The sequence below is a fragment of the Delftia sp. 11MD genome (genome assembly GCF_050907895.1).
GTDB classification, from domain to species: Bacteria; Pseudomonadota; Gammaproteobacteria; order Burkholderiales; family Burkholderiaceae_C; genus Comamonas; species Comamonas tsuruhatensis.
On sequence record NZ_CP194333.1, the window covers coordinates 4604369 to 4625088 of the forward strand.

Here is a 20720-nt window from a genome sequence, read left to right on the forward strand (position 1 = left end):
TGACCCACGCAAACCGATACGAAGCCCCTCCCAGTAAATTTCAGCCATGGCTTGAATCGCTTAGACAATAAAACCATATCCACCGATTGGCAAAATGGCTTCAAGTATATTCCGTTAATTTATCGACAATATGCACTATTATATTTAAAAATTCTCCAGACACTCATTCCACAAAAACAGTTAAGTTCTTTAGAAAATTATTGTAGCTGAACGCCCAGTCACTGAAGCGATTGCTTCAAATAACAGCCCTAGCGGAATCAATAAATCCGAAGCAAAGTCAGGAAAAATGCAGTTAATGTTAGGTTCCGTACCTGAGGACATGAATGGCGCCATCAAGCCGACAATTATCACGACAGATTTGATGCTTTTAGCCACCCATGCACTGCAATTTTCAATTATTCAAATAAAATCACTTGATATTCATTTGATTTTTAAGTGAGCGCGATGTAATTTGCGCATCGTAAACCATACCCGATATGGCTGGCTTATCTTTGAACGCCAATATGGTTAAGACAGGAGCAGGGAATGCCACATAAAATGTTTGCCCCCCGTAAGTTTGAGCAGTTCCCGTGGCTCCATATTTATTTGCATATATATTTACTGACGTGGTTGCAGGGGCTGCGTATACCACTCCACCTCCCTCATCCGCAGAGCCAATTATCACAAAATACTTAAAATCATTCTCTAGCGTCAAATCTGCCGCACGAAGCAATGCCAAATCCGACGCCTGAGTTTTACTTGTATAACCATTGGCTTCAACGGTAATTTTGAAACTATTTTCACTTAATTGGACATCTTTATAACCCCCACCACCCAAATAGCTATATGGCTGATATGGCGTCGCACACCCAGACAAAAGACACACAAAAACAATAGCACTTAGTTTTTTCATATAAATCAAATTAACGTTACGCAAATTTTGCAACAAAATTTATCCAATTCAGTTTATAGCACAAAAGCGATGCACATCCAACCCCGCCTGAGGCCATTACACCTGCACCTTCAAACCGGACCAATGGGGCGACGAGCTAAAGATTGCCAACGCCAGATGCATAGATGTAGAGCCCCACTCTGCATTGACCAAAAGCGATTGCATAAGTAATGCTACAAATCGCAGCATCCACGCATCTACTGAATCAGCGCTCCATTTCTAAAATTTCCTAAGCCATGAAAGAAACTACTTGACTGAACGCCAAGCAAAAGAAGTCAGCGGTGACATGGGAACTATCCGCAGATATGCCAAAATGAAGAAAGCAATACTGAAACCCAACATGGCCAGCAAGGCGTAGCGCAGGCCTTGAGAGCCGCCGCACAGTTTACGAAGCACATTGCCGGACGGAATCGCAATGCCTATGAGATTGTCAAAATAGCACCTCAGGTCGCAAATGACAGCTTTTCGCGCAAGCACAAGATGACCGACAAGGTGGCACTGTTGCGAGCCAGAGGGGGTTTTCGGCGATGTCCATTTAACCGATCAGCAGACTCCGCATGAAGTCCTAGACACCCCAGCAGAGCATCACCATGCATCCGCCCGGGACACCACTGTCCATTTCGATGCCTTCGCGCATCAAATCTGGCTGCATAGCCAGGACTTTTATCCGTCCAGCACGATCTCATCTTTGGAATAGAAAATCCACTTGCCAGACTTCGTCGCATGAAGAAATCCCGCATGTTTCAGGAACTCCAGGTGCCGGCGTACCGTCGGCTGGATCATCTGCAGCATCTCTGCAACCACAGTCACACACCGATGGCCTCTATCTCTCCCATTGCTTGATGGGCGAAATGCGCTCCTAGCTCCTTGATACGTTGAAGGATGGGAAGGCGCCGCTCGCCTGCAAGGACCTGGGATTGATCAATGCGGATCGGGTCACAACTCGTCGCATCACCATATATCCAATTGACCATTCGTCACCAAGCCAACTAATACTCAGCCCTAGTCGAGCCCACTCCCCTATAGGCCTCATCACGCGCATGCGCTGCAAGCGCCCCGCAGACGGCACCGGCAACCAGGGGAAAGACATAGACGCCGAGGGATTTGGGAAACGGCGTGCCGGAGGTCGCTGAAAAGCATGCAGCCAGCGCGGCGACACCGCTCACCGCACCCAGCACGGCGCCGAACTCCCTGGTGCTCAGTACCTTGAGCAGGCCCCTCAGAGGCCAGCCGACCACATAGATCATCCCCGCCAAAGCGGCAGGAACAGCACCTATGCCGTAGCCGAACACGACGAGCAGCCAGTTCACCGGCAGGACCGGCGCACCGTCCGCGCCCACAAGCATCACGGTCAGCACGCCCACACCGGGACCGACCAGCAGGAAAACGAGCACAGGCAGGAGGTAGGGCTTGATATGCATGGCGCCAAGCCTAGCGCATTGCCTGATATAGGCTCGATACAGAGCCCGATACAGGGTACAAACACCCTTCGCCCCACAGAATTGCAGCCCCCCCCCCTTGATAACCATGAGCCAGGATTCCCCCGCCTCCTCCCCTTTTTCCCCGCCCTTCTTCACGGCCCGCCTCACGCCCAGCGGCCTGCAGGTCGATGCCTGGGCCGACCAGCCGCTGTTGCACTCGCTGGAGCAGGGCGGCGTGGACTGGCCCAGTTCCTGCCGCAACGGCACCTGCCGCACCTGCATCGGGCAGCTGGTGTCGGGCAGCGTGCGCTACGAGATCGAATGGCCGGGCGTGACGCGCGAGGAGCGGGCCGAGGGCTGCGTGCTGCCCTGCATCGCCTATCCCGAAGGCGATGTGGTGCTGCAGGACCCCGGCCCCTGAATCCGGCCAAAGCCCGCGCCGCCTGCGGCCGATGGCCGCTGGAATAGAATGTGCGCTTTCGCAAGGTCATTCCGGGTCATGCCGATTGCCGACAGCGGCTGCGCCGCGCCACACGTTCTTTGGAAGCCCACTTCTGACGCCTGCCAGGCCGAGGAAGCCGGCGCGTGTGCCGCGCCCCGTCCGCACGACCCGGCTCCTCCAGAAGGCACTCCATGAACAACTCCACGTCCCCCGTGCCCATCTCGCCGGTGGAAGACATCATTGCCGACATGCGCGCGGGCCGCATGGTCATCCTCGTCGATGAGGAAGACCGCGAGAACGAAGGCGACCTGGTGCTGGCCGCCGACCATGTCACCCCCGAGGCGATCAACTTCATGGCGCGCTTCGGCCGCGGCCTGATCTGCCTGACGCTCACGCGCGAGCGCTGCGAATACCTGAAGCTGCCGCCCATGGCCGCGCGCAACGGCACCGTGTACAGCACGGCCTTCACCGTATCCATCGAAGCGGCCGAGGGCGTGACCACCGGCATCTCCGCCGCCGACCGCGCCCGTACCGTGCAGGCCGCCGTGGCCAAGGACTCCAAGCCCACGGACCTGGTCCAGCCGGGCCACATCTTCCCGCTGCAGGCCGTCGACGGCGGCGTGCTCATGCGCGCCGGTCACACCGAGGCCGGCTGCGACTTCGCCGCCCTGGCAGGCTGCAGCCCCGCCGCCGTGATCTGCGAGATCATGAAGGACGACGGCACCATGGCCCGCCTGCCCGACCTGCAGCTGTTCGCGGCCGAGCACGGCCTGAAGATCGGCACCATTGCCGACCTGATCCAGTACCGCAGCCGCAACGAAACTCTGCTCAGCAAGGTCGGCGAGCGCCCGCTGCAGACGGCACATGGCGAGTTCATCGCCCATGCCTTCCGCGACCTGCCCAGCCAGTCCGTGCACCTGGCCCTGGTCAAGGGCCAGTGGGATGCCGACACGCCCGTGCCCGTGCGCGTGCATGAGCCGCTGTCCGTGCTGGACGCGCTGGAGACCGGCCGCACCCTGCATTCCTGGAGCCTGGACACCAGCCTCGAATACATCGCCCGCCAGGGCCACGGCGTGGCCGTGCTGCTCAACTGCGGCGAAAGCGGCGACCAGCTGCTGGCCCAGTTCGACGGCAGCGCACGCGCCGCCCAGGCGCCCGAGCGCGGCCGCATGGACCTGCGCACCTATGGCGTGGGCGCGCAGATCCTGCGCGAGTGCGGCGTGCAGCGCATGCAGCTCATGGGCCAGCCGCGCCGCCTGCCCAGCATGGCCGGCTACGGCCTCGAAATCAGCGGCTACATCCCCAAGGAATAAGAAATGTTGAACGCAGAAAAGGGCCAGGCCCTGAATCTTGATGGTGCGCAACTGCGCATTGGCATCGTGCAGGCCCGCTTCAATGAAAGCATCACCAACAGCCTGACCCAGGCCTGCCGCGAAGAGCTGCTGGCCCTGGGCGTGCAGGCCGGAAACATCGACCACGTCACCGTGCCCGGCGCCCTCGAAGTGCCCGTGGCGCTGCAGGCGATGGCCGAGTCCGACCGCTACGACGCCCTGGTGGCGCTGGGCTGCATCATCCGTGGGGAGACATACCACTTCGAGCTGGTGGCCAACGAATCGGGTGCGGGTGTCACGCGCCTGGCCCTGGACTACCAGCTGCCGATCGCCAACGCGATCATCACCACCGAGAACACCGAGCAGGCCATTGCACGCCAGACCGAAAAGGGACGCGACGCGGCCCGGGTCGCCGTGGAAATGGCCAACCTGCTCCAAACCATTGACCGACCATGAGCGACGAACACTCCACACCGGCCTCCGCACGCCCTCCCCGCCAGAGCCGCACCGGCCTGACCAGCACCGGCGCGCGCAAGGCCGCCTCCAAGTCCAACCGCAGCCGCGCGCGTGAATTCGCGCTGCAGGCCCTGTACCAGCACCTGGTGGGCGGCAACGACGTGGAGGCCATCGACCGCTTCACGCGCGACCTGTCGGGCTTTCACAAGGCCGACTCGGTGCACTACGACGCGCTGCTGCGCGGCTGCATCAACTCCCAGGCGGACCTGGACGCACTGATCGCCCCCAAGCTGGACCGCACCATGGCCGAGATCTCGCCCATCGAGCACGCCAGCATGTGGATAGGCGTCTATGAATTCCAGCACTGCATGGACGTGCCCTGGCGCGTGGTGCTCAACGAGTGCATCGAGCTGGCCAAGGAATTCGGCGGCACCGACGGCCACAAGTACGTGAACGCCGTGCTCAACGGCCTGGCGCCCACGCTGCGCGCCGATGAGGTGGCACACGACCGCGCCGCAAAGAGCAGCGCAGCGCCTGCTGCGCCGGCCGCGCCTGCGGCCGACGACGCGGCCGGCCAGGCCGGCTGAAGCGCGTCCTGCCACGCGCCTGCATCCACCGGGGCACAGGCCCCGCCGCATCCGGCCGTCCCTGGCCCGCCCGCGCCTGCCGGGCGCGGGCGCCTCTTTCAGGATTTCACCCGTCATGAAGTTTTCGACCCGCGCCGACCGCATTGAGCCCTTTTACGTGATGGAGATCGCCAAGGCGGCGCAGGAGATGGCGCGCGGCTGCGCGGACAGCGACACGCCGATGATCTTCCTGAACATCGGCGAGCCCGACTTCACCGCGCCCCCGCTGGTGCAGGAGGCTGCGGCCCGTGCCGTGCAGGACGGCGCCACGCAGTACACGCCGGCCCTGGGCCTGCCCCAGCTGCGCGAGCGCATCAGCCACTGGTATGCGCAGCGCTTCGGCGTGGATGTGCCGGCGCGGCGCATCGTGGTCACGGCCGGCGCCTCGGCCGCGCTGCAGCTGGCCTGCCTGGCGACCATCGACGCGGGCGACGAAATCCTCATGCCCGACCCCAGCTATCCCTGCAACCGCCACTTCGTGAGCGCAGCCGAAGGCCGGGCCGTGATGGTGCCGACCACGGCGGCCGAGCGCTACCAGCTGAGCGCCGACAAGGTCGAGGCCGCCTGGAACGCGCACACGCGCGGCGTGCTGCTGGCCTCGCCCTCCAACCCCACCGGCACCTCGATTGCGCCGGCCGAGCTGCGCCGCATCCTCGACGTGGTGCGCGCCCGGGGCGGGCTGACCATCATCGACGAGATCTACCTGGGCCTTTCGTACGATGCGGCTTTCGGCCAGACCGCGCTGGCCCTGGGCGAGGACGTGATCAGCATCAACAGCTTCAGCAAGTACTTCAACATGACGGGCTGGCGCCTGGGCTGGATGGTGGTGCCCGAGGCCATGGTGCCCGTGGTCGAGCGCGTGGCGCAGAACCTCTTCATCTGCGCCAGCACCGTCTCGCAGCGCGCCGCCCTGGCCTGCTTCGAGCCCGAGTCCATTGCCGAGTACGAACGCCGCCGCGCCGAGTTCAAGGCCCGGCGCGACTTCTTCATCCCCGCGCTCGAGGCCCTGGGCCTGCCCGTGCCCGTGCAGCCCGACGGCGCCTTCTACGCCTGGGCCGACTGCCGTGCCGCTGCCGCCAAGCTCGGCGTCCAGGGCAGTTGGGACTTTGCCTACGCCGTCATGGAGCGCGCCCACCTGGCCATCACGCCGGGCCGCGACTTCGGCACGTTCGAGACCACCGACTTCGTGCGCTTTTCCACGGCCAACTCCATGGAACAGCTGCAGGAGGCCGTGCGCCGCCTGCAGCGCCTGCTGGCCTGAGGCCCGCCGCACATGGCCTTCGAATTTCCCATCCGCGTCTACTGGGAGGACACCGATGCCAGCGGCATCGTGTTCTACGCCAACTATCTGAAGTTCTTCGAGCGTGCCCGCACCGAGTGGCTGCGCGCCCTGGGCATAGGCCAGCAGCAGTTGCGGGAACAAACGGGCGGCATGTTTGTCGTAACCCAGGCCCAGCTGCAATACCTGCGGGCGGCCCGGCTCGATGACCAACTCCTTGTTACCGCCGAGCTGCAAAGCAGCGGCCGCGCTTCGCTGACAATACGCCAGCAGGCGCTGCTGGCATCCGCCGGCGATGGCAATGCGCCGCCGCCCCTGTTGTGCGAAGGCACGATCCGCATTGGATGGGTGGATGGCTCGACCATGCGCCCCGCAAGAATTCCGAACCGCATCCTGGAGCAACTCTCATGAACTCCCATGACATGTCCATACTCAGCCTCGTGCTGCAGGCCAGCTGGGTCGTGCAGCTGGTCATGCTGATCCTTGTGGGCGCCTCGGTGGCCAGCTGGGCCACCATCTTCCGCAAGTCGCAGACCTTGAAGCGCGTGCGCACGCTCAACGACGGCTTCGAGCAGGACTTCTGGTCGGGCACCAGCCTCAACGACCTCTATGCCTCGGCGGCCCACCACGCCAAGCAGGGCGGCCCCATGGAACGCATCTTCGCCAGCGGCATGCGCGAGTACCAGAAGCTGCGCGAGCGCCGCATCGCCGATGTGAACCAATTGATGGACGGCACCCGCCGCGCCATGCGCGCCAGCTTCCAGCGCGAGATGGACGAGGTCGAATCGGGCCTGTCCTTCCTGGGCACCGTGGGCTCGGTCTCTCCCTACGTGGGCCTGTTCGGCACCGTCTGGGGCGTGATGCACGCCTTCACCGGCTTTGCCAACATGGAGCAGATCACGCTGGCCACCGTGGCCCCCGGCATTGCCGAGGCGCTGGTGGCCACGGCCATGGGCCTGTTCGCCGCCATCCCGGCCGTCACGGCCTACAACCGCTACGCCCACCAGATCGACCGCGTGGCCAGCCAGCAGGAAACCTTCATCGAAGAGTTCTCCAACATCCTGCAGCGCAACGTGGGTGCGACCGGCTCCAGCACCCCGTCCGGCCATTGAAGTCGCGCACAGTTTGCAAGGAGTGAGCACATGCCCGCAGTAGCCTCGCGCGGCGGCCGCAGCCGCCGCACCGTCAACGAGATCAACATGGTGCCCTTCATCGACGTGATGCTGGTGCTGCTCATCATCTTCATGGTGACGGCGCCGATGCTCACGCCGGGCTCCATCAACGTGCCCAGTGCCGGCAAGGCCGCGCGCACGCCCCCGAAGCGCGCCGACGTGATGATCGACAAGGACGGCGGCATCCGCATCAAGGCCGGCAGCACCGACAAGACCGTCACGATCCAGGAACTGGGCGCGGTCGCCAGGAGCTGGCAGGACCAGCAAAGCGACGACAGCGCCGTGCTGATCTCGGCCGACAAGAAGCTGCCCTTCGAGACCGTGATGGCCGCCATGTCGGCCCTGCAATCGGCCGGCGTCAAGCGCGTGGCCTTCGGCGTCAAGTCCTCCCAGTAAGCAGCGCCGCCCGCCTTCGACTCCATGCCCAACCTGCAAGACCACGACCAGTTCGCACCGCCGCGCACGCGCGGCCGCACCCGTTCGTGGGCCATGGCCGTGGCCGCGCACGGGCTGCTCGTGGCCGCCATGCTGTGGACCGTGCGCCCCCCGAAGCAGGCCGACGAGCCCATGGTCGAGGCCGAGTTCTGGTCCACGGCCGCGCCGGCCCCTGCCCTGCCCGTGCCCGCGCCTCCCCCGCCACCTGCGCCCGAGCCCGTTCCCCAGCCGCCACCGCCGCCGCCCGCGCCCGTGATTGCACCGCCCCCACCTCCCAAGCCGCAGGCCGTGGACGACGACCGCGAGGCCGAGATCGCGCTGGAGAAGAAGCGCAAGATCGAGCAGCAAAAGAAGGAGCGCGCCGAACAGGCCGCCCGCGAGCAGCGCGAAAAGGAACGCCAGGAGCGCCTGGACAAGGAAAAGGCCGAGAAGGCGGCCAAGGACAAGGCCGAGCGCGAGAAGGCGGAAAAAGCCGAGAAGGACCGCCGCGACAAGCTCGAGCAGCAGAAAAAGGACAAGGCCGAGCAGGACCGCAAGGACCGCCTGGAGCAGCAAAAGAAGGACAAGGCCGAAAAGGAAAAGGCGGACAAGGAAAAAGCTGCCAAGGACAAGGCCGAGCGCGAGAAAGCCGAGAAGGCGGAGAAAGAAAAGGCCGAAAAGGCCGCCAAGGCAGAAGCCGAGAAGAAGGCCGCCGAGGACAAGCGCAAGAAGGAACAGGCCGCCAAGGAAGCGCGCGAGGCCAAGGAAGCCGAGGCACGCCGCCTGGAGAACATCCGCCGCATGCAGGGCCTGGCCGGCAGCGGCGGCTCGGCCGGCGAAGGCGCCGGTGGCAGCAAGAGCGGCGGCTCGGGCAGCTCCGCCGGAGGCCCCTCGGCCGGCTATGGCGCCAAGGTGGCCGCGCGCGTCAAGCCCAACATCGTCTACCCGGACGCCATCAGCGGCAACCCGCGGGCCGAGGTGCGCGTGCGCACCGCACCCGATGGCACCATCACCGGCGCCACCATCGCCAAGTCCAGCGGCAACAAGGCCTGGGACGACGCCGTCATCCGCGCGCTGCAAAAGACCGAGACGCTGCCGCGCGACATCGATGGCCGCGTGCCTTCGGACCTGGTCATCGGCTTCCGCCCGCAGGACTGAACGGACACAGGCCCTTCATCAAAAAGCCCCGCCGGTACCTGCCTGCGGGGCTTTTTCCATCTTGCTTTGTATGCAATCCGCCACGCGCCTGCGACTTCGCTTGCGGCACCGGCCGCTTGTCCCTAGCATCCCCGTCTTTGCCGCATTCGCGGCACCCGTCCACCATCGCAAAGGAGAGAACCCATGTCCCATTCGACACGTCCCTTTGCAGTCGTGCACGCTTGAAGCCCTAGCGCCTCCAGGCCACGCTGCAGACCTGATTCCCGGCCCCGCAAGAGGCCCGGCTTTCGGCTGCGCGTGCGCTTTTCCTGATGCCTGTCCATCGAGCTTGCGGCGACTGCCCATTGCGCATTCCGCATCTGCCGGAATGTGCCCCAAGCACTCGATCGAAAGCCATTCATGGGCAATTCCCTTTCGGACACCTACATTGAGGTGTTCGCCAACCGCGGCGTCTGGATTGAAGACACCGCCATCCAACAACTTCAAACGACGGCCCGCAACCTGGCCGGCATGCGCGCAGCCGTGGGCCTGCCGGACCTGCACCCGGGCCGGGGCTACCCGGTAGGGGCAGCCTTCTTTTCCGTGGGCCGCTTCTACCCGGCCCTGGTCGGCGGCGACATCGGCTGCGGCATGTCGCTGTACAGCACGGAGCTGGCAGCGCACAAGACCTCGGCTCCCAAGCTGGAAAAGGCGGTGGGCAACATCGACGGCCCCCTGCCCCAGGAACTGCTGGACGCCGTGGACATGCAGCAGCTGGAGCACATCGCCCAGGCCAGCGGCGTGGCCGACCTGGCGTATCTGCAGGACAGCCTGGGCACCATTGGCGGCGGCAACCACTTTGCCGAACTGCAGGTGGTGGACACGCTGTACGAGGACGGCGCGCTCGACAGGAAGCGCGTGCACCTCATGGTGCACAGCGGCTCGCGCGGGCTGGGCGGCGCCATCCTGCGCGCCCATGTGGAGGCCTTCAGCCACGACGGCCTGGCCGCCAGCAGCGATGCCGCCACGCAGTACCTGCGCCAGCACGCGGCCGCCATCGCCTTCGCCCAACTGAACCGCGCCAGCATTGCGGCACGCCTGCTGCGCGCCCTGCGCACGCGCGGCCAGGCCCTGCTGGACATCACCCACAACCACGTGATCGCCCACCACTGGCGCGACGAAGACGGCTTTTTGCACCGCAAGGGCGCCACGCCGGCCGACCAGGGTCTGGTGGTGATCCCGGGTTCGCGCGGCGACTACAGCTACCTTGTGCGGCCCGTGGCCGGGCGTGACGAGGCACTGCACTCGCTGGCGCACGGCGCGGGCCGCAAGTGGGCACGTACCGATTGCATGGGCCGCCTGCGCCCGCGCTTCACGCTGGACGAACTGCTGCGCACAAAATTCGGCAGCGCCGTGGTCTGCGCCGACCGCGAACTGGTCTACGAGGAGGCCCCCCAGGCCTACAAGGACGTGGACTCCGTCGTCGCCAGCCTGCAGGAAGCCGGCCTGGTGCAGCTGGTGGCGCGGCTGCGCCCCCTGCTGACCTACAAGAAGGGAGCCATGCAATGCTGCTGATCCAGCTGACCGCATCCCACGGCCCCGCCGAGTGCGAGCATGCCGTGCGCCTGACCCTGCGCGAGCTGCTGCGCGACTGCGCCGCCAGCGGCATCGCCGTGGACGTGCTGGAGGAAACGCCCACGCCGGCCGGCTACAGGTCCGTGCTGCTGCGCTGCGAGGGCGACACCGGCCTGCTTCACGGCACGCTGGGCGCCTGGCTGGGCACCATCCAGTGGGTCTTCGACAGTCCCCTGCGGCCCCATCACCCGCGCAGGAACTGGTTTGTTGCCGTGCAACAGTGCGAGCCGCCCCGGCAATTGCCGGCAGACGGCGAAATCGTCTTCCAGGCCTGCAAGGCCTCGGGCAAGGGCGGCCAGCATGTCAACACCACGGACTCCGCCGTCCATGCCCTGCATGTGCCCAGCGGGATCTCGGTGAAGGTCATGAGCGAGCGTAGCCAGCACGCCAACAAGCGGCTGGCGCGCGAGCTGCTGGCCCTGAAGCTGGCGCGCCTCAACGCGCAGGGCGAGGGCCAGGCCCGGCGCACGCGCAGCCAGCTGCACTGGGAGGTGGAGCGCGGCAGCCCCGTGAAGGTGTTCCGCGCCTGAACGCCCCGGTGCTAGCCCCTGGCGCACATGTAGATGCCCAGGGCCAGCAGGCCCAGCATCAGCACGCGCTTGAAGACCTGGGGCGACAGCGACTGGCGCAGCCGCTCGCCCCAGGCCATGCCGGCCAGGGCGGGCAGCAGCATCAGCGCGGAAACCAGGGCCGTGGCCCCCCAGCCCGTCCAGGACGAAGCGGCATGGCCCGGCCCCTGCGCCAGCGCCATGCCCGCGCCCAGCGCCAGCGTGGACACCGTGAAGCACAGGCCCATGGCCTGCATCAGCGCCTGCCGGCCCAGCGCCAGCGATTGCAAAAAGGCCACGGCCGGCACCACGAACACGCCGGTCAGCGCCGTGATCCCGCCCGTCAGCAAACCACACAACAGGCCCAGCCAGGCCTGATGCCTCTGCGGCAACTGCAGGCCCGGCCCCCACAGGCCCCACAGGGCATACACAACCAGGGCCACGCCCAGCGCCGTGCGCGCCACGGCGGCCTCGCCCACCGGGCCCCACCACAGCATGCCGCCCACCGTGCCCGCGACAATGCCCAGCTGCATCCAGCCCAGGCGCCGCAGCAGCGGCCGCAGCGATGGCATGGGCCGCATCTGCACCACATTGGTCACCAGGGACGGCAGCAGCAGCCAGGCCGCCGCCTGCCCGGTCGGCATGAACAGCGCCAGCAGCGCCATGGACACCGTGGGCAGGCCCAGGCCCACCACTCCCTTGACGACACCGGCCAGCCCGAACACGGCCACCGCCGCCGCCAGCACCCACCACGCATCCCACATCACGGCCACCCTGCACTTTCACTGACCTGGCTCAGGCCCTTCCTGAACCTCATGGCGCCATGCTCGTGCACCAACAAAGGGATCACAATCGGGAATCTTCAAACCAAGGCTCAGGCATGGCCTGATCCTTCAGCACCACAGGCCATGCGATTCGACCTCACCGACCTGCAGCTGTTCGTCCATATCCTCGACTGCGGCACGCTCACCGCGGCGGCCGGGCGCGCGCACATGACCCTGGCCTCGGCCAGCGAGCGCGTGCGCGGCATGGAGGCGCAACTGGGCTGCGCCCTGCTCGCTCGCCAGGCGCGCGGCGTGCGGCCCACGGCGGCCGGCCACACGCTGGGCCAGCATGCGCGCAGCGTGCTGGCACAGATGCAGCGCCTGCGCGGCGACATGGCCGAGTACGGCGCGGGGCTGGCCGGCCATGTGCGCGTCTGCGGCAACACCTCGGCCGTGGGCGAGCACCTGCCGCTGGCCGTGGCGGGCTTTCTGCGCAGCCACCCGCGCGTGGCGCTGGAGCTGCAGGAATGCGGCAGCGCCGAAGTGCTGGACCGGCTGCGCCAGGGCCTGTGCGACATCGGCGTGGCCAGCGATGCGCAGGACACCACCGGCCTGCAGGCCACGCCCTGGCGCCCCGACCCGCTGGTGGCCGTGCTGCCGCGCGGCCACCGCCTGGCCCGGCGCACGCGCCTGGCCTTGCAGGAGCTGCTGGCCGAAGACTGGGTGGGCCTGCCGCACGATGCCGCCCTGCAGATGCTGGTGCGCCAGCAGGCCGCCTTGCTGGGGGGGCCGTCGGAAGGGCAGTTGCGCTGGCGCGCCCAGCTGCAGCACCTGGACAGCATCTGCCAGCTGGTGGGCCAGGGCGTGGGCGTGGCCGTCATGCCGGCGGCAGCCGCGCAGCGCCTGGCCCCGGCCAGCGGCGCCCGCGCCGTGCCCTTGAGCGATGCCTGGGCCCGGCGCCAGCTGCTGCTGTGCACCGTCCGGGAAGACCAGTTGCCCGCCCATGCCAGGCAGTTGCTGGAGCATCTGCAAGGGCTTGGCTCGCCTGAGCCTTAGCGAACCATGTTGGAAAGCGCTATGCAGGACAATACGGGGATCATGACCCTCAAAGCCCCCGAACTGCTGCTGCCGGCCGGCTCGCTCGACAAGATGCGCGCGGCCTACGACTTTGGCGCCGACGCCATCTACGCCGGGCAACCCCGCTACAGCCTGCGCGCACGCAACAACGAATTCCGCCTCGAACAGATCGCCCAGGGCATCTCCGAGGCGCATGCGCGGGGCAAGAAATTCTTCGTCACCAGCAACCTGATCGCCCACAACGACAAGGTGCGCACCTATATCCGCGACATCGAGCCCGTGATCGAGTGCAAGCCCGACGCGCTGATCATGGCCGACCCCGGCCTGATCATGATGGTCAAGGAAAAGTGGCCCGAGACCGAGGTCCATCTCTCGGTGCAGGCCAACACCACCAACTGGGCCACGGTGAAGTTCTGGCAGAAGGCCGGCGTCTCGCGCATCATCCTGTCGCGCGAGCTGTCGCTGGACGAGATCGAGAAGATCCGCCAGGAATGCCCGGACATGGAGATCGAGGTCTTCGTGCACGGCGCGCTGTGCATCGCCTACTCGGGCCGCTGCCTGCTGTCGGGCTACTTCAACCGGCGCGATCCCAACCAGGGCACCTGCACCAATGCCTGCCGCTGGGACTACAAGACGCATGACGCGGCCGTGGACCCCAATACCGGCGAGGCCCTGGCCCAGACCATGGAGCAGGACTTCAGCTTCGAGAAGGCCCGCGAGGAGGCCGACAGCCAGTTCACCAGCACCTGCGGCGACGGCGCGCGCCACCCCAAGGCCGAGCAGGTCTACCTGCTGGAGGAAAAGGGCCGCCCCGGCGAGCTGATGCCGATCATGGAAGACGAGCACGGCACCTACATCATGAACTCCAAGGACCTGCGTGCCGTGGAGCATGTGGAGCGCCTGGTGAAGATCGGCGTGGACTCGCTCAAGATCGAGGGCCGCACCAAAAGCCTGTACTACGTGGCCCGCACGGCCCAGGTCTACCGCCGCGCCATCGACGATGCCGTGGCCGGCCGCCCCTTCAACCCGCACCTGATCACCGAGCTCGAAGGCCTGGCCAACCGTGGCTACACGGGCGGCCTGCTGGAGCGCCGTCCCTCGCAGGACTACCAGAACTACGAGACCGGCCACTCGGTGCTGCAGCGCAGCCACTTCGTGGGCGAAGTGCGCAGCTATGCCGACGGCATGGCCGAGGTGGAGACCAAGAACCGCTTCTCGGTGGGCGACACGCTGGAGATCATCCACCCGCAGGGCAACCGCCAGGTGCTGCTGGAGAAGATGTTCAACCTCGACGGCGAACCCGTGCAGGTCGCCCAGGGCAACCCGGTGCGCGTGCGCATCCCCCTGGAAGGCCCGGCTGAAGGCGCGCTGATCTCGCGCCTGCTCTGAGGGCGGGCTTCGCCCCTGCTTCCAGTTTTTCTTCTTGGCGGCCGTCCAGGTCCATTGCCGCAATGGCCTGGAGCGGGCGCCTTTTTCTTTCATTCCTCATTTCTGCACTGCCATGGACATCGTCGTCAACGAAGAACTCAAGGCCTACATCGACCCGCTGACCCCCGATGAACTCGACGCGCTGGAGCGCAGCATCCTGGCCGAGGGCTGCCGCGATGCGCTCGTGCTCTGGAACGACCTGCTCATCGACGGCCACAACCGCTACGCCATCTGCCAGAAGCACGGCCTGCCCTTCAACACCATCCAGGCCACGCAGTTCAAGAACATGGACGACGTGCACCTGTGGATGATCGACCAGCACCTGGGCCGCCGCAGCGTGTCCGACTTCCAGCGCGGCGTGCTGGCGCTGCGCAAGCGCGAGATCATTGCGGCCCGCCGCTCGGCCGCTGCCGCCGCCGTGATGGCGGCCAAGGCCGAGGCGCCGGCCCAGCCCGAAGGCGAAGCGCCCTGGGAAGGCGAGACCGACCCCGTGGTCGCCGCCGCCCTGGCCAGCGTGGCCAAGGTGCCCGATGAGGCCCTGGACACGCGCGAGGCCCTGGCCCGCGTGGCCCGCCTGTCCAGCAGCCAGGTCAAGCTGATCGAGACCATCCAGCAAAAGGCCGCGCCCGAAGTGGTGGCCGCCGTGCGCTCGGGCGACATCTCGCTGAGCACCGCCGCCGTGGTCGCCAGCCTGCCCGTGGATGAGCAGCAGGCCGTGGCCGCCGCCGGCGCCGACGAACTCAAGCAGGCCGCCAAGCGCGTGCGCGATGCCAAGAAAAAGCCCAAGGCCGCCAAGCCCGAAGCCGACGCTGCCGACGGCGAAGGTGCGGCCGTGACCGCCTCGCCCGAGGAACTGCAGCAGCGCGTGAACGAACTTGAAGCCGAGAACGAGCGCCTGCGCCAGCAGATCAAGGCCTTGCAGGAGCTGCTGGCCGAACAGGGCTGATCCCCGGGCCGCGACCTCCCCAGGCATGACGCGCTACCAGGAACTGGCCGACGATATCGAGGCCTCCATCGCCGCAGGCGTGCTGCGCGCGGGCGACAAGCTGCCCTCCGTGCGTCACACCAGCGAGCGGCGCGGCGTCAGCGCCTCCACGGTGTTCCAGGCCTACTACCTGCTGGAGGCACGCGGCCTGGTGCGCGCGCGCGAGCGCTCGGGCTACTTCGTCGCGGCGCGGCCGCACAGCGCCCCGCCCGAGCCCACGCAGCTGTCGGCCCCCCCGGGCGAGCGCTTTGCCGTGGTCGATGTGAGCGAGCGGGTGTTCGAGGTTCTGGAATCGTCCATGGACCGCGATGTCGTGCCGCTGGGCTCGGCCTTTCCCTCGCCGCGCCTGTTCCCGCTGCAGCGCCTGGGCCAGGCCCTGGCCCGCGCCGCGCGCCAGGCCGATCCGCGCAGCGCCCTCGATGACCTCACGCCCGGCAGCATGGCATTGCGACGCCAGATCGCGCGGCGCTACCTGGCCGACGGTCTGGCACTGTCACCGTCCGACCTGGTCATCACCAATGGCGCGCTGGAGGCACTGAACCTGTGTCTGGCCGCCGTCACGCGGCCCGGTGGCGCCGTGGTCATCGAATCGCCCTGCTTCTACGGCGCGCTGCAGGCTCTGGAGCGCATGGGGCTGTCCGCCATCGAGGTGCCCACGCATCCCGGCGAAGGCATGGACCTGGCCGCGCTGGAGACCGCCGTGCAGCGCCACCGGCCCCAGGCCATCTGGTTGATGACCAGCTTCCAGAATCCGCTGGGCAGCCTGATGCCTGAGGCGCGCAAGAAGGCCCTGGTGGAACTGGCCACGCGCCACCAGCTGCCGCTGATCGAGGACGATGTCTACGGCGAGCTGTACTTTGGCGAACACCGCCCGCCACCGGCCAAGGCCTTCGACACCGAGGGCTGGGTGCTGCACTGCGCCTCGTTCTCCAAGTGCCTGGCGCCCGGCTGGCGCGTGGGCTGGACCGCTCCGGGCCGCTTCACGCGCGCCGTGGCGCGGCAAAAGCTCACCACCACGCTGGCCACCAATGCCCCCAGCCAGCAGGCGCTGGCCGACTACCTGGAAAGCGGTGGCGTGGACCGCCACCTGCGCCGCCTGCGCCAGAGCCTGGCCCTGCAGCGGGACCACATGGCATCGGCCATTGCCCGCCACTTTCCGCAAGGCACGCGGGCCACGCGGCCCGAGGGCGGCTACTTCATGTGGATAGAGCTGCCGCCGTACTGCGATGCGCTGGCCCTGCACCGCGCAGCGCTGGCGCGCGGCATCAGCGTGGCGCCGGGGCCGATCTTCTCGGCCTCGCAGGCCTTCGGCCACTGCCTGCGGCTGAACTACGGCCATGACTGGAGCGACGAGACCGGGCAGGCCCTGGCCACGCTGGGCGAGCTGGCTCGCGCAATGCAGTCCCTTCCCGCAGCAAAAGCAGCAGGGTAAGCGCCCGCTGCGCTGGCGGCACCTGCTGCGCCGTAGCGCCCGGGCAACGCGACCCCGCGCAGCTGCTGCCAGCCTGGTGCCGGCTGGATGATTCTCATTTAGACTCGCGCACCGAACCGGCATTGCCGCCATGCATGCTGACCGGTCCTTGTCTCCTGCTTCCGCCTCGCCCGCCGCCACGCGTCCTGCAGCCTGCCAGCCGACCCTTCAGCGCTGCACCATTCCCAGAGGCACAAAGGAAGTTTTCCATGGTTTCCAGCAATCACTGCGCCACGCTCACACGCTGCGCGGCCGCTGTCGCCGCCGCCCTGCTGTCGCTGCAGGCGTCGGCACAGGCACCATCCACCACCACCGCACCCGAGGCCGGCCTGTCCACCATCACCGTCACGGGCAACTGGCTGGACAACCCCAGCGAGGAAAAAGTGCTGGACCATGCCGGCGCGCGCACCATCGTCGAGCGGGCGCGCATCGAGGAAACCGGCGCCTCCAGCCTGCGCGACGTGCTGCGCCTGGTGCCCGGCGTGCAGGTGCAGGACAGCAACGGCACGGGCGGCAGCGATGTGTCCCTGAACATCGGCGTGCGCGGCCTGACGGCACGCCTGTCGCCGCGCTCCTATGTGCTGATGGACGGCGTGCCCGTCTCCTACGCGCCCTACGGCCAGCCCCAGCTGTCGCTGGCGCCCGTCTCGCTGGGCAACCTGGAGTCGGTGGACGTGATCCGCGGCGCGGGCTCGGTGCGCTACGGCCCCCAGAACGTGGGCGGCATCATCAACTTCGTCACGCGCGCCATTCCCAAGACCTTCGCGGCCGAGGCCTCGGTGGGCACCGAGTTCTACAGCCACGGCGGCAATGCCAAGACCACGCCCAGCCTGTTCGTGGGCGGCACCAGCGAATCCGGCCTGGGCCTGGCCCTGCTGTACTCGGGCACGCATGGCGACGGCTGGCGCGCAGGCAATGACAAGACCGATATCGACGACATCCTGCTCAAGGGCGCCTACCGCATCTCGGCCCAGGACGACATCGCCGTGTCGCTGCACCACTTCGAGGGCTCGGGCCGCATGCCCGGCGGCCTGACCACGGCGCAGTACGCGGCCGACCCGTTCCAGTCCACGCGCTCCTACGACAGCTTCGACGGCCGCCGCACCGATGCCTCGTTCAAGTACAACCACAAGGACGGGCGCAACAACTTCGAGGTGCTGGGCTACTACGTGGACTCGTTCCGCGGCAGCCACATCGAGCAGGACAACGCCAACCAGCGCCGCCTGACCGCCGCGCCGCGCAGCTACCACTACTTCGGCATCGAGCCGCGCTACTCGCGCCTGTTCGAGACCGGCTCCGTGGTGCAGGAAGTCAGCGTGGGCTACCGCTACCTCAAGGAAAGCAGTTCCGAGGTCGCGCTGCGCACCGCCTACTACAACCCCGCCACCATGGCCAACGCCATGGCCCTGCCGATCACGCCCTACCAGACCAGCCAGGGCGGCACCACGGCCCATGCCTTCTACATCGATGACCGCATCGACATCGGCAACTGGACCATCACGCCCGGCGTGCGCTACGAACGCATCAACTCCTTCAACAACGTCAGCAACCTGGGCGCCGACGGCAGCACCGTCACCAGCCAGTTGTTCCCCAAGGCCGAGGCACGCGAGCTCCTGCCCACGCTGTCCGTGCTCTACCGCATGAATGCGCAGTGGTCGCTGTTCGCCAACGCGGGCAAGTCCTTCGGACCGCAGCAGTATGCGCAGCTGGCCCAGACCGAGCGTGGCCTGCATCCCGAATCGGCCAAGACCTATGAGGTGGGCACGCACTACAACAGCCCGGCGCTGAACGCCGAGCTGACGCTGTTCAACATCGACTTCGACAAGGAACTGCTGCTGACCCGCGTGGGCGTGGACGGCCTCTGGACCGACCTGGGCGCCACGCGCCACCGCGGCATCGAGTCCTCGCTGCGCTACGACCTGGGCCAGTGGAATGCCGCGCTCAAGGGGCTGACGGCGGGTGTGTCCTATACCTATACCGAGGCCGTCTCGCGCGCCGGCGATTTCGCGGGGCGCGACCTGCCGCTGTACTCGCGCCACACGGGCCAGCTGTGGGCGCGCTATGCGCTGGGGCAGTGGACGCTGAATGCGGACCTGGCCGCGCAATCGAAGCAGCGCTCTCCGGGGTCGGGCACGCAGTATGTGACGCAGGAAGATGCTGCGGGGCGGCTGGGTGATATTCCCGGGTTTGCGACCGTGGGCCTGCGTGCGGGCTATGACTTTGGCAAGTCGCTGAGCAATCTGCGGGTGGCCGTGGGGGTCAAGAATCTGTTTGATCGCAGGTACTACACGCGGTCTACGGACAACAACGGGGGCAAGTATGTGGGGATGCCTCGGACGTTGTATGTGCAGGGGACGTTGCCGTTCTGAGGCTTTGGTTTACGTGGGTATGTTTTTGACCCTGCCGGGTGGTATTTTTCTGAGGCCGGGTCTCGGCCCGGCGGCCGACTGCCCTTTCTTGATTCGCCAAGAAAGGTCAGATCAAAGCAGGCGACCCGAATGTCCGCGACCCTCCGCTTCGCTGCGGGCAACCTGCGCTGACATACGGGGAGTTGACTCGGGCCTTCGCTTCGCTCGGCCCGCTGGCTTTGATCAGCCCTCAGCTGTGAATCCCACGCGCTTGACGATGGGTCCCCATTTGGCGAGTTCGGACTGCAGTAGCGCGGCCAGTTCGGCGGGGGTGGAGGATTGGGCGTCCAGGCCGAAGGTGGCCAGGCTGTCCACCACGTCGGGCGTGGCCAGGGCCTTGCGCATGTGGCCGTTCAGGCGCTGCACGGTCTCGGCAGGCGTCTTGGCGGGCACGAAGAAGGCGAACCATTCGCTGTGCGCCATGTCCTTGTAGCCCTGCTCCACCAGCGTGGGCACCTGGGGTGCGAAGCGGCTGCGCTTGGCGCCGCTGACGCCCAGGATGCGCATCTTGCCGCCGGCCAGGTGCTGCAGCATGTCGCCCACGGGGCCGCAGACGGCGGAGACGTTGCCGCCCAGCATGTCCAGCAGCGCCGGCTGGGTGCCGCGGTAGCCGGCGTGCTTGAAGTCCACACCGGCATGCTGGCCCAGCAGGGCGCCGATGAAGTGCGGCGTGGAGCCGGGCGCAGGCGAGCCGAAGTTGGCGCCTGCGGGGTTGGCCTTGGCCCAGGCGAAGAATTCGGGCACGGTGGTCACGCTGGCGGGCACGGCGGGGCCGACGGCAAAGCCGAAGTCGAAGATGCAGCCCACGGTGACTGGCGCCAGGTCGGCCACCGGGTCATAGGGCAGCTTCTTGTAGATGTGCGGGTAGATGGACAGCATGGACGTGGGCGTCTGCAGCAGGGTGGCACCGTCTGCGGGCCGGCCCTTGACGTAGCTGATGGCGATCTGCCCGCCCGCGCCCGTGCGGTTCTCCACCACGGCGGTCTTGGCATAGCCCGACAGCTTGGTGCCCACGCGGCGGCAGATGGCGTCAGAGGTGCCTCCGGCCGCGAAGCCGGTGATGATGTTCAGGGTCTCGATGGGGCCCTGGGCCTGCGCCCAGGCCTGCTGGCCCAGGCTGGCCAGCAGCGCACCCGCTCCAGCGGTGCCCAGCCATTGGCGGCGGTCGATGTTCATGCGTATGTCTCCGGTTGAA

21 protein-coding genes are annotated in these 20720 nt (G+C 66.6%); 16 read left to right on the top strand and 5 right to left on the bottom strand.

What is annotated here, in order from left to right; genetic code table 11:
• Positions 1 to 409 precede the first annotated feature (409 nt).
• From ACRSCF_RS21145 to ACRSCF_RS21155, 3 genes are all read right to left on the bottom strand, one after another.
• Entirely contained in the window at positions 410 to 925 is a 516-nt protein-coding gene (locus ACRSCF_RS21145) for a CC0125/CC1285 family lipoprotein (protein ID WP_128422741.1), read from the bottom strand.
• 669 nt (positions 926 to 1594) lie between these two features.
• Entirely contained in the window at positions 1595 to 1741 is a 147-nt protein-coding gene (locus tag ACRSCF_RS21150) for an ArsR family transcriptional regulator (RefSeq protein ID WP_126311695.1), read from the bottom strand.
• 179 nt (positions 1742 to 1920) lie between these two features.
• A complete protein-coding gene (locus ACRSCF_RS21155) occupies positions 1921 to 2352 on the bottom strand; it encodes a hypothetical protein (RefSeq protein ID WP_432675085.1) in 432 nt (143 codons plus the stop codon).
• A gap of 106 nt (positions 2353 to 2458) precedes the next feature.
• Between ACRSCF_RS21155 and ACRSCF_RS21160 the strand changes: the two genes are divergently transcribed.
• The 11 genes from ACRSCF_RS21160 (at position 2459) to prfH (ending at position 11374) form a co-directional block, all read left to right on the top strand.
• Positions 2459 to 2773, top strand: coding sequence for a 2Fe-2S iron-sulfur cluster-binding protein (locus ACRSCF_RS21160; RefSeq protein WP_016450460.1), 315 nt, complete (start codon positions 2459 to 2461; stop codon positions 2771 to 2773).
• Positions 2774 to 2985: 212 nt separating this feature from the next.
• On the top strand, positions 2986 to 4107 hold the full coding sequence (gene ribBA, locus ACRSCF_RS21165; protein WP_016450459.1) for a bifunctional 3,4-dihydroxy-2-butanone-4-phosphate synthase/GTP cyclohydrolase II: 1122 nt from the start codon (positions 2986 to 2988) through the stop codon (positions 4105 to 4107).
• Between the two features lie 3 nt (positions 4108 to 4110).
• Positions 4111 to 4581 (top strand): 6,7-dimethyl-8-ribityllumazine synthase, encoded by a 471-nt coding sequence (ribH, locus tag ACRSCF_RS21170; RefSeq protein ID WP_016450458.1) that lies wholly within the window; start codon positions 4111 to 4113, stop codon positions 4579 to 4581.
• A complete protein-coding gene (gene nusB, locus ACRSCF_RS21175; RefSeq protein ID WP_016450457.1) occupies positions 4578 to 5168 on the top strand; it encodes a transcription antitermination factor NusB in 591 nt (196 codons plus the stop codon). The genes ribH and nusB overlap by 4 nt, the downstream gene beginning before the upstream one ends.
• 115 nt (positions 5169 to 5283) lie before the next feature.
• Positions 5284 to 6468 (top strand): pyridoxal phosphate-dependent aminotransferase, encoded by a 1185-nt coding sequence (locus tag ACRSCF_RS21180; RefSeq protein ID WP_034367130.1) that lies wholly within the window; start codon positions 5284 to 5286, stop codon positions 6466 to 6468.
• A gap of 12 nt (positions 6469 to 6480) precedes the next feature.
• Positions 6481 to 6897, top strand: coding sequence for a tol-pal system-associated acyl-CoA thioesterase (gene ybgC / locus ACRSCF_RS21185; protein WP_034367133.1), 417 nt, complete (start codon positions 6481 to 6483; stop codon positions 6895 to 6897).
• Positions 6894 to 7598 carry a protein TolQ gene (gene tolQ / locus ACRSCF_RS21190; RefSeq protein ID WP_016450454.1) on the top strand — a complete coding sequence of 235 codons (705 nt, stop codon included), beginning with the start codon at positions 6894 to 6896 and terminating at the stop codon, positions 7596 to 7598. Before ybgC ends, tolQ begins: the two co-directional genes overlap by 4 nt.
• Before the next feature lie 30 nt (positions 7599 to 7628).
• Positions 7629 to 8054 carry a biopolymer transporter ExbD gene (locus tag ACRSCF_RS21195; RefSeq protein ID WP_016453907.1) on the top strand — a complete coding sequence of 142 codons (426 nt, stop codon included), beginning with the start codon at positions 7629 to 7631 and terminating at the stop codon, positions 8052 to 8054.
• Positions 8055 to 8078: 24 nt separating this feature from the next.
• Complete coding sequence (tolA, locus tag ACRSCF_RS21200) at positions 8079 to 9230, top strand: cell envelope integrity protein TolA (RefSeq protein WP_209801121.1); 1152 nt, start codon at positions 8079 to 8081, stop codon at positions 9228 to 9230.
• 399 nt (positions 9231 to 9629) lie between these two features.
• The gene (locus tag ACRSCF_RS21205) at positions 9630 to 10784 is read left to right on the top strand and encodes an RNA ligase RtcB family protein (RefSeq protein ID WP_034368171.1); all 1155 of its coding nucleotides are present in this window, start codon (positions 9630 to 9632) and stop codon (positions 10782 to 10784) included.
• Entirely contained in the window at positions 10775 to 11374 is a 600-nt protein-coding gene (gene prfH / locus ACRSCF_RS21210; RefSeq protein ID WP_034368168.1) for a peptide chain release factor H, read from the top strand. The genes ACRSCF_RS21205 and prfH overlap by 10 nt, the downstream gene beginning before the upstream one ends.
• Before the next feature lie 11 nt (positions 11375 to 11385).
• Here the strand turns inward: prfH and ACRSCF_RS21215 are convergent, their stop codons facing one another.
• Positions 11386 to 12156, bottom strand: coding sequence for a sulfite exporter TauE/SafE family protein (locus tag ACRSCF_RS21215; RefSeq protein ID WP_034368166.1), 771 nt, complete (start codon positions 12154 to 12156; stop codon positions 11386 to 11388).
• Between the two features lie 144 nt (positions 12157 to 12300).
• Between ACRSCF_RS21215 and ACRSCF_RS21220 the strand changes: the two genes are divergently transcribed.
• From ACRSCF_RS21220 to ACRSCF_RS21240, 5 genes are all read left to right on the top strand, one after another.
• On the top strand, positions 12301 to 13212 hold the full coding sequence (locus ACRSCF_RS21220; protein WP_034368164.1) for a LysR family transcriptional regulator: 912 nt from the start codon (positions 12301 to 12303) through the stop codon (positions 13210 to 13212).
• Between the two features lie 21 nt (positions 13213 to 13233).
• Positions 13234 to 14622 carry a tRNA 5-hydroxyuridine modification protein YegQ gene (gene yegQ / locus ACRSCF_RS21225; protein ID WP_016453913.1) on the top strand — a complete coding sequence of 463 codons (1389 nt, stop codon included), beginning with the start codon at positions 13234 to 13236 and terminating at the stop codon, positions 14620 to 14622.
• A gap of 112 nt (positions 14623 to 14734) precedes the next feature.
• Positions 14735 to 15607: a hypothetical protein gene (locus tag ACRSCF_RS21230; RefSeq protein ID WP_016450446.1), complete on the top strand. Its 873-nt coding sequence runs from the start codon at positions 14735 to 14737 to the stop codon at positions 15605 to 15607.
• Positions 15608 to 15632: 25 nt separating this feature from the next.
• Positions 15633 to 17078 carry a PLP-dependent aminotransferase family protein gene (locus ACRSCF_RS21235; RefSeq protein WP_016450445.1) on the top strand — a complete coding sequence of 482 codons (1446 nt, stop codon included), beginning with the start codon at positions 15633 to 15635 and terminating at the stop codon, positions 17076 to 17078.
• 248 nt (positions 17079 to 17326) lie between these two features.
• Positions 17327 to 19486 carry a TonB-dependent receptor family protein gene (locus ACRSCF_RS21240; RefSeq protein WP_034368161.1) on the top strand — a complete coding sequence of 720 codons (2160 nt, stop codon included), beginning with the start codon at positions 17327 to 17329 and terminating at the stop codon, positions 19484 to 19486.
• A 222-nt stretch (positions 19487 to 19708) separates the two neighbouring features.
• Here ACRSCF_RS21240 and ACRSCF_RS21245 read toward each other — a convergent pair whose 3' ends face one another.
• Positions 19709 to 20701, bottom strand: coding sequence for a Bug family tripartite tricarboxylate transporter substrate binding protein (locus tag ACRSCF_RS21245; protein ID WP_012204371.1), 993 nt, complete (start codon positions 20699 to 20701; stop codon positions 19709 to 19711).
• Between the last annotated feature and the right edge of the window lie 19 nt (positions 20702 to 20720).